Source organism: Leptospira neocaledonica, from assembly GCF_002812205.1.
Classification (GTDB): Bacteria; Spirochaetota; Leptospiria; order Leptospirales; family Leptospiraceae; genus Leptospira_B; species Leptospira_B neocaledonica.
On sequence record NZ_NPEA01000012.1, the window covers coordinates 101,437 to 111,405 of the forward strand.

The 9,969-nt window shown below is 41.7% G+C and carries 5 protein-coding genes; all 5 read right to left on the reverse strand.

From position 1 onward, the window contains the following. Window positions 1–137 precede the first annotated feature (137 nt). Window positions 138–1,043, reverse strand: a complete 906-nt coding sequence (locus CH365_RS18695; protein ID WP_100770053.1) for a transglutaminase family protein — start codon at window positions 1,041–1,043, stop codon at window positions 138–140. Further along, window positions 1,036–3,552, reverse strand: coding sequence for a circularly permuted type 2 ATP-grasp protein (locus CH365_RS18700; protein WP_100770054.1), 2,517 nt, complete (start codon window positions 3,550–3,552; stop codon window positions 1,036–1,038). Before CH365_RS18700 ends, CH365_RS18695 begins: the two co-directional genes overlap by 8 nt. Before the next feature lie 33 nt (window positions 3,553–3,585). Beyond that, window positions 3,586–6,006, reverse strand: coding sequence for a TonB-dependent receptor family protein (locus CH365_RS18705; protein WP_100770055.1), 2,421 nt, complete (start codon window positions 6,004–6,006; stop codon window positions 3,586–3,588). Beyond that, window positions 6,006–7,283: an imelysin family protein gene (locus CH365_RS18710; RefSeq protein WP_100770057.1), complete on the reverse strand. Its 1,278-nt coding sequence runs from the start codon at window positions 7,281–7,283 to the stop codon at window positions 6,006–6,008. Before CH365_RS18710 ends, CH365_RS18705 begins: the two co-directional genes overlap by 1 nt. A gap of 109 nt (window positions 7,284–7,392) precedes the next feature. Further along, a partial coding sequence (locus CH365_RS18715; protein ID WP_100770058.1) for a transglutaminase family protein occupies window positions 7,393–9,969 on the reverse strand: 2,577 nt, incomplete at its 5' end.

Genomic DNA, 9,969 nt, shown 5'->3' on the forward strand with positions numbered 1-9,969 from the left:
TGATCCATTGCCCTCCTTCGGGAGGGCCTTTTTCATTCCACAGTTATCCGGCCTTGTGGGAAGTCCAACAAAACAAATCTAATGGAAACACTGCATGTAGGAACTCCTACATCGCAAATCTTAAATCACAGTAAATTTTAGATATGATTTCCGATCGCGTTAGGATCACCTAACTGGGAAACATCCACTTCTACTTTCAATTTATGTTTTCCACCTCCGAATAAGATCCCTTTCAGGGGAGAAACATCAGAAAAATCTCGACCTACGGAAGTATGAATATACTCGTCTGTGATCGCTTTCCCATTTGTAGGATCAAAATCAAACCAACCTTGTCCGGGAGAATATACGGATATCCAAGCGTGAGTGGCATCACTTCCTCTTAACTTAGGTTTTCCTGGAGGCGGATATGTTTCGATATAACCGGATACATATTTGCAAGGTAAACCCATAGAACGAAAAGCAGCCACGGAAAGATGTGTGAAATCCTGACAAACTCCTTCTTTCTTTTCTAAGACCTCGTCCAATGGTGTGTAAATATTCGTGCTTCCTGCCTTGAACTTAAAATCTTCTCGAAATCTTTTCACATATTCCAAGACGGCTTCCTGATAAGGAAGATCCATAGGCAGATATTTTTCTAAAAAATTCTTATAAGAAACGGAACGGTTCACAAAAGAAGAATCTCCCACGAATTCCAGGGCTTCCAGATCTTCTTTTTCGGTAACTGTTTTCAATTTTTGTAATATTTCAGAAGCAGAAATCGCGATACGGTCTTTTTTTTTCTCCGGTTCCGAAGTAAAAACTTTTGCCTCTGCAGTTACGGAAAGAATATTATGAGGTGTCTCTACTGCGAAAGAATATACCGTATTCCCGAAATAGTCCGTTCTGAATTCGGTATATTTAGGTTTGGGAAATATTTCTATTCGGAACTCTCTACAGATCTGCCTCTCGTTGGAGGTAGGACATAGATGGGCCAAATTTAAACAATGAGAAACTTCCTTCTCATAAGTATAATGGGTTAAGTGCCTAACGGAATACTCAGCCATACGGTCCTCCCAATCTGACTTGGTTTTCCACATAACGGAAGTATTTGGTAGCAACTGCATCCGAGACGGATTTTAATTGTGCCAGGATATCTTCTAACCATCTACGAAGTCCTCCGGCAGGATCCGCGTATTCAAAAATACGTTTTGCATCTTCTTCGCTGAATCGAACTAAAACATCAGTGAGTCTTTGGATCTCTTCCGAAATTTCTTCGTCTTTTCCTGTGAAGGAGAATAATGTATTCTCTCTTAATCTTTCCAACTGGAATGCAAGTGAACGAGGATTACTTTCGTCGAAGATAAGAATATCCACGACTGATTCCGCTTCTATTCTATATTTATAACGTCTTCTATAAGTGATCCGGATATCGTTCACATTCAAAAGACTCTCGAACATACTTTTATTATATATGGAAGCTCTTTCCATCGTGGCGAGTATCAGCTTCGTCAAAAACTGGGATCTCTCCAATCTTTTCCCCATATCCAGGAAGAAGTATCCGGTCTCACGACTCATACTTTCATTTGCAAGCCCGGAGAGAGAAGCAAACAGGTTCACAAGCTTTTGTAAATATTCTAACACTTCGTCGTAACTAGAATTTCCTGGGGTTTCAGACTCCAACCTGGAAATCAGATAACGTGTATCGTCGGAGATCCTATCTCGAACTGCCTTAGTAGTTCCCACAAAAAAGTTCAGATCATGGCGGATACTTCCGGAAGAATAAGGAGAAGTCGCCAATTGGAATATTTTCTCTCGGATGGTATCCAAAGAATCCAATCCGTTTGTTTCGAAAAATCCAAGACTGTATCCTGAAAGTTGGTCCAAGATCCCGAGTAACATGGAGAATTGATCCTTCTCGTAAGACTCTTCCGCTTCCAAAATTTTGTGGACTGTTTCTCTGAGAAGCCTGGACATATTCTCTGCCCGTTCCGCATAACGTCCCATCCAGAACATATTGTCCGCGACCCTACTTGGAATTCCGGAACCTTTTCTTTTGAGCGGTATTCTTCCGATCTGTCCGGGAAGAAGACTGAATTCCTTCTTCTCTTCCGAAGCCAAAATCCAAAGATCTTTGGAAATAGCTCCTCTTTGGTTGGTGATAATGAGTTCGTCCGCTTTAGGAGAAACTCGCACGAGTCCTCCTGGCATAGAAGTATATCCGTTCTCGGAAAGGCAGGTGAAAGTTCTTAGCACCGATTTACCGATCAGAAGTTCTTCCGAGTCTCCCGAAAAAATAGGACAGGTAGAACCGGTTAGTATCTCTTGTGCCACATAACGTTCCGGCCTTATTTCTACTTTGGTTCTTAACTCAAACATTTCCTTATCTTGCAAAGTAGAAAGGAATACGGACGGATCCAAAGGAGAACGAATTGCAGGTTTGATCGCATATTTATGAGGATTGGAAAATACTTCTTTGCGGGAATTTTCGTCTCCCATCCAAAGAGTAGGAACATTCGGAAGGATCAGATCCTCGCCCAGATAAAACTTACATAAACTAGGAAGATATGCATGGATTGCTCGATTCTCCAAAAATCCGGAACCGATAGGATTTGCTACGGTGACATTCCCTGCCCTTACCGCACCCAAGATGCCTGGAACTCCTAACAAAGAGTCTCCCTTTAACTCAAGGGGATCCATGTACCAATCGTCCACCCGGCGAAAGATCACATCCACTTGTTGTAAACCTTCTATCGTTTTCAGAAATACCTTATTGTCCCGAACAGTTAGATCCTCTGCTTGGGCCAAAATATATCCCAAGTAACCTGCAAGATATGCATGTTCGAAATAGGTCTCGTTTCCGGGGCCAGGCGTAAGAAGAATTGTGAGAGGTTCTCTATCTCTATTAGAAGAAAATGAATTTAAAGTTTTTCTTAATGCCCTGAAATATAAGGCAACTCTATGCACTTGAGAGTCGCGATAGAGAGAAGGGAAAATACGGGAGAGAACGATACGATTTTCTAAAGCGTACCCCGAACCGGAGGGAGCCTGGACTCTATCTCCGATCACATAAAAATTCCCTTGGCCGTCCCTGCTAATATCCGTGGCCAAGAATGCTAAACGGAAATTTGTAAAATCGTAAACCGGAGCGCAGGCTCTTAAAAATCCTCCGGATTGAAATAGGACTTCGTGGGGGATTTTTTTTTCGTATAAAGATCTTTTAGGACCGTAAACGTCCTTTAGAATTTCGTTAAGTAGTTCGGATCTTTGGGCGAGACCTCTTTCTATCCCGTCCCATTCTTTGCTGTCCATGAGAAGAGGAAAAAGATCCAGTCCCCAGACCCTCTCCCTTTCGTCTCCATAAACATTATACGTTACTCCGCTTTCCTTTAGGATACGGAGGCTATCTTCTTTGCGTCTTCTTAATTCCGCTCCGCCAAGATGATTCAGAGAGCGAAGTAAAAATTCGTATTTATCCCTGGATTTTCCGTCGGGAAGGCATAACTCATCATAGACTCCCGAGGCGGGTTTGTATCCAGAGAGTAAATTTGTGGCCTGGGAAGTTCTCTGATTCATCTTCCGAGAGACATTTTCACTTTCCGTCCAATTTTAATCCAGCTTTAAAGTAGCTCCGATATTGATTTGTCTATACGGCCCTTGTTGGATCCCCACAGGAAGTCTTCCGGAAATATATACTCTATCTTCTAAATTTTTTCCGTTCACGAAAATGGACCATCTTCCTCCCGGAGCTTCGTATCCAAAGTCAGCATTCCAAATTCCATATGCGGGAACAATACCTTGGCTTCCATCTGTACTTTGGTTTTTTGTATTCTGCAGATCGGAATATTGTTTGTCAAAATACTGATATTCAACTCTGGCATAAAATCCGGATGGGCTTTTCACACCGATCGCACCTATAAAAACATTCATAGGAACGTAAGGCAGGTAATTTCCGTTTGTATTTACTTTGATCAGATTTCCTGCCGAGTTGATCGCATACAATGGTTGGTTCGTGATACTCACGGTGCCGTCCGCATTTTGTATCGTGCCCACAGGAACGTAAGTGGTAGAGATTGCTTTAGTATATGAGTAAGTAAATTCCAGAGGAATTTCCCATTTGGACTCGGCGAATTTCCCGAAATCGAAAACAAAATTACTTTCCACACCTCTGTTCACCGATCTTCCCGCATTAATCGGAACCGCTCCTAATCCGGAGCCTGCTTCGTTCGTGTTCACGATTTGATTCGAAAAATATAATGCGTATGTACTGACCTGAGTGTAGAAGTAGCGAGTAATATTTCCCCTAAATCCAGTCTCGTAATTATTAGATCTTTCCGCACTAAGTTTATAACCTAAACCTAATGCAGGGTTTTGAACAGTGGAGAATGTAGGAGGAGAAAATGCGGTGTGAGCTCCGGCAAACCAGATAAACTTCTCCGTAATATCAAACGTAAGACCGATTCCTGGTAGAACTACCTTCGTATAAGTCTCGTTTGCATCATTTACTAAGATGGATTGGCCAACCGTATTCGCGTATCCCTTGGTCACATCATCCGAAGTTGCAAGTCTTCTATGAGTATACACACCTTGGAAAATATGTTCGTAACGAACTCCGGGGATTACTTTGAACTTATCGGTAAGCTTGATGGAATCTTGTACATACAAAGCATAAGCTCTTGCATTCCGATTCTGTTGTTGGGTGGTAAGACCTTTTGTAAGAGTCGGATACGGAAATACGTTATTCGCCGCATTTACGGATTCATAATGCATTCTTGCTCCAAAAGCGATCTCATGATCCAGGCCGAATGTATTAAATTTACCTTCTACCTTAGTTTCCAAACCTCCGGTCTTAAAGAAAGAATGCCTGTTTGGAGTGGAATTTAACATGTAAATTACATCCCCAGGCTGGTTTCCTATAATATCCGGAGCATATACGCCAAATGCATTTTCAGGAGGTCTTGCAGGAAAACCGAATTCGGTCATATTATTATAAGAATAAGATTCCTGGCGGAATAAGAAGCCAACATTGGTCCAATAGGCTCTTGTAATCATTTTCCAATTTTCATTAAAAGTATGATCATGACCTATAACCGCTGCCTGTCTATCGATAGATTTTTGGTCGTATCTAGCAGGATTGATCCTTGGATTTCTCCAATACAATCCTTGGGTCAGTCCCAAATAAGTGGATTGGGCCTCTTGTTGGTAGGATTGGTATTTTAGAAAAACCGAATCCTTTTCACCTAATTTTTGGATCAATTTTAGATTCAGGTCGTTTACCCTAAAACCTTGGTAATCCCTAAAACCGTTTCCTTGGTTACGCATATAAGAAATATCGTAACCTGTATTTGTAGTTTGGTTAGTTCCACCATATTGTAAAAGACTCGAAGCGTAGCCGTTTGTTCCTCCGATCACCTTTGCACTAAACGTAGGTTTTTCTGGAGGCTTGCGAGTTACGTAGTTAACAATACCACCTAGAGTTGTCGGTCCAAAAAGAATGGAACCGGAACCTTTCACAACCTCTACTCTTTCCATCCTATCTATATGAGGAACAAAATAACTCTCAGGTTGTCCGTAAGGACTCAAAGAAGTAAAAACTCCGTCTTCTAAGATCAAAGTTTTTCTGGATTCTTCATTACTCACACCCCTGAATGCGATATTTGGAGTAAGACCTACTGCATCTTGGTAACGGATTGTGGCACCTGGAACCCTGCGCAAGGCTTCCATAGAATCGATTGGATTTGTTTCTTTTAAGATCTTTTTACCGATCACATTTGCAGAACCGGGGATCTTTTTAATATCATCATCCTTGGCTCCGATCACATTGATTTGGCCGCTTTCTAAAAATCTTCTTTTCTTTTCTGCAAGAGTTTCCTCTTGTTTGGAAATTTCCTTCTTAGAAGGATCTTCTTGCTCGGAAGCAGAAGAAGTTCCATTCGTCCCGGCATTTTCGTTAGGCTGGGAGAAAAGAAAAGAATTAGAAAAAATGAAAATACATAAAATTAAAGAAGAACGGAATCGTTTTTGTAACATCAATCTCCGTCCCCTCCTGGTCCACCGGAAACCGGACTCGAGCCTGTAAGAGCGGCTAACTCAGTATTCAAAATTGTTAATAATTCGCTTAAGTCCGCAATACTCGACTTGATCGCGGTAAAATTCGCAGCATTCGAACTTCCCCAAGCAGTAGAAGGATCGGAAGGCGAAAGAGAAGGAGTGATATCTCCTAAATGTTCCTCCAATTCCGCAATCTCTGCGTCAATTTCCTCAGCTAGTTCTGGGCTATAAAATTTTACATAATCCTTAAGTCCCGCTCCCGTTCCATTCCCGGTATAAATCGCTTTAAAAGTACTTAAATTATCGATCAAATTCTGGAAAGATTGTCCGGAATATCTGGACTCCGCACGATCCGATTTAGGAGAAGAACCGTTTCCACCTCCGGAAAGCCCGGCAGGAATTTCCAACTTTCCATCCTTCATAATAGTTAAAAGTTGGATTGCTCCCGATAAAACAGCGTCTAACGCGATACCTGAACTCGAAAAAGTGGCAGAAGTTCCATTTCCTGCAGTTGCAAGCTGAGTGCCCAAAGGATTTGTGCCACTCGTATCCCAAGCACTAGTTACATTAAAAACATGCCCGCTATATTCTAAAACCAAAGCTCTTAGGAGAGCCGCTCTTCCGTCCGGAGCAGACGGAAAATCAGAACAGCTTGGCGCAGTTCCTCGATTCACCCCCGCTCTACTAAAAAGAAGATATTCTATCGCGCTAATACCTTTGGCCTTATTTTTCATCTGACCGATAGCCTGTTGCGCATCGGAAAGATCCCCGACAGTAAATGTATCCAAGTCATCCAACTCATCTGTATTAGGCGAAGACTCTATTAAATAATTGATTAGAAAAGGATCCATCCGGGTAAAGTATGCAAGAGTAGATCCGAAACGAAAAGGTTCTACTTTTTTCAGATCGGATTTATGAGCAATCCATGCGGCCTGCGCGGAAGCTAAAGAATCAGAAGCACAAAGATCATTCGTTGCGTTTACAAGATTCACTCTACTCGTTTCTAAATTCACGAAAAGTGGAGGAAGAACATTATTCCCTAAATTCTGCAAAACAGATCTAGGATCGAATGAATTAAACATCTGATAGAGATATCCATTCGCGTTTGCCGCACCGGTTGCGGAGTTTTTGTGAGAACAAGAAATAAGAATAGAAAGTAAGGAAATACTTAGAATGACCCAAGCGGTAAGGATCAGTTTTTTAATCCGGAAAAACCTGCCGAATCGTCCGCTTCTGACAGAATTATTTTGTCGCATAGTTCCCTCGAAACTGGGCTCTTTATCTTGAGAATCAGAATTATTTTTCTAAGGCTGGCTGCAACTGTTTTTGAGATTTGATCTCACGAACTAAGCTTGATAAATACTGTCATTCAATCCAACGAAGGTCCATTGTATAACCATTCGTTTGTTTCAATCGTTTAGGTTCGGAACCATCCAAGGCAGAATGACCGTCCGCCAAAAATCTGGAGATCCTACGAGACTCAGCTTCATATGAATTTACCGGGAACGTATCGTAAGCTCTTCCACCAGGATGAGAAACATAATAACGACAACCGCCTAAAGGACGAGAAGACCAGGTATCCCAAACATCAAAAACCAAAGGAGTATGGACGGGAAGATTCGGATGCAAAGTAAATACAGGATTCCATGCCTTAAAACGAATTCCGGAAACTGCTTCTCCTTTTCTGCCGGTGCTTCGAAGAGGAACTTGGTATCCATTACAACTAAGAAGATAACGATCGCTCCAACCTTCTACCTTTACTTGCAATCTTTCTAATGCAGAGTCTACTGATCTTGAGGTTCCGAAGGAAGATGATTCTTCTCCTAAAACATTCCAAGGTTCTAAAGCCATTCTTAGTTCTAAAAATACTTCTTCTCTTTGGGTTTTACCATACACAGGAAAACGAAATTCGAAAAACGGAAGGAACTCCTCTTCCCCAAATGCAAACCCATGATCTTTTAGATCTCTAAGAACATCTTTAAAATCGTTCCAAACAAAATGAGGGAGAAGAAAACGATCATGCAGTTCCGTTCCCCAATGGATAGGAGGCTTCACATAAGGTTTTTCCCAAAATTTACAAAGTAAAGATAAGACCAAGAGTTGCTGGACCACACTCATTTTATAATGAGGAGGCATTTCAAATCCTCTTAGTTCCACAAGACCCAAACGAGAACCCGAAGGCGGATACAATTTATCGATCGAAATTTCCGCTCTATGTGTATTCCCTGTTAAATCCACGAGCAGGTTCCTAAAAAGACGATCCACAAGCCAAGGATTTGGTTCTTTAATTTTATCTAATTGAGAAGAAGCTAATTCATACTCATATAATATTTCATCCCTACCCTCGTCCAATCTAGGAGCCTGAGAAGTAGGACCGATAAACAAACCGGAAAATAGATAAGAAAGAGAAGGATGATGCTGCCAGTAACTTACCAAACTCCGAAGAAGGTCCGGTCTTCGTAAGAATGGACTGTCTTCCGGGGACATTGCACCTACTGTGATATGATTCCCGCCCCCGGTTCCGGTATGCCTTCCATCGATCAGGAATTTTTCTGCGCTAAGGCCTAGATCCTTTGCTTCTTCGTATAAGATACGTGTTTTTTCTTCCAGCTCTTTGAAATTAGAAGAAGGATGTAAATTCACTTCTAATACACCTGGATCAGGCGTTATCCGAAATAGACCCAGCCTCGAATCAGAAGGAGGTTCATAACCTTCTAAAACGATTTGTATTCCGGCCTTTTCGGAAGCAAATTCCAACGAAGAGATCAAATCCAACCAAGGCTCCAATCCTTCGATTGGTGGTAAGAATACATGAATGGATCCAAGCCTTGGCTCGATGACCAAAGTAGTACGGATGGGAAGATCCTTACTCTCTGAAAAAAATTTAGGTTCCTTGGAAGATCTTTTTGTTAAAATCGAATCTATATCTTTTCGGGTGCGTAATTTTTTACTCTTGGAAAGGTCCGTAAGCACGGCATTCGGCCTGAAATTTTCTGAGATAGAAGAAAAAGGTAACCTAAAACCGGCAGGACTATCTCCAGGGATTAGGTATAATCTTTCTCTTTTGTATTTCCATTCGGAACTTTCCCATTCAGATTTTGTATAATTAAATTGTAATGGAATAGCGATCGCTTTTTTGAGTTTGAAGTCCCTGTCCACCAAGGAAAGAACCTTCTTCCTTTCTAAAGTTTCGAAAGAAAAATCCTCCGAATTAAAATCCTCACTCTTAGGGTCTTTCCATTCGGGAAGTTGACCTTCTTTCCATAAATAATAAAAGCCGTCCTCGTAAAGAGGAACCATATGTTTGGGAGAAATTCCCAAGGTTTTACAAACTAATTCTCCGAAACTTTCGGACGATTTTAAGTCTTTGTCCAGATCCTTTTCGTCTTTTTCAGAGGAAGAAGAAAACAACCCCTCGTTTTTCCACAAAGGCTCCTCGTCCTTTCTCCAAAAGACATTCAAGGACCAACGAGGTAAAGGTTCTCCCGGATACCATTTCCCCTGAGTCACTTGGACCAAAGAACCCGGCGAAAATTTATTACGAAGTCTGGTAAGAAGTGTTTCTCCTAACTCTAACTTTTCTTTTCCGATCGCAAGAGTATTCCATTGAGGATCTTGCCTGGAAGTATCCGAGATAAAAGTGGGCTCTCCACCGATAGAAACACGAATATCATTTTTTTTGCATCTAGTATCTAGATCTTTGCCAATCTTTAATACCCTCTCCCAAGTCGGATCCGTATAAGGTTTCGTAACTCGAGGAGATTCCTGGAAACGTTTGACCTCCATCCTAAATCCGAATTTGGACTCTGCAGGATCAGAATATCCGAATACAGGAGAGGCACTTCCAGGCTCAGGAACCGCTGCCAATGGAATATGACCTTCTCCTGCAAATAAACCGGATGTTGGATCTAAACCCACCCAACCGGCCCCCGGTAGGAACAC

Excerpts from the sequence above, each read along its gene's own strand:
- CH365_RS18710 (WP_100770057.1), bottom strand. The coding sequence starts at position 7,283 with ATGCGACAAAATAATTCTGTCAGAAGCGGACGATTCGGCAGGTTTTTC.
- CH365_RS18700 (WP_100770054.1), bottom strand. The coding sequence starts at position 3,552 with ATGAATCAGAGAACTTCCCAGGCCACAAATTTACTCTCTGGATACAAA.
- CH365_RS18705 (WP_100770055.1), bottom strand. The coding sequence starts at position 6,006 with ATGTTACAAAAACGATTCCGTTCTTCTTTAATTTTATGTATTTTCATT.
- CH365_RS18695 (WP_100770053.1), bottom strand. The coding sequence starts at position 1,043 with ATGGCTGAGTATTCCGTTAGGCACTTAACCCATTATACTTATGAGAAG.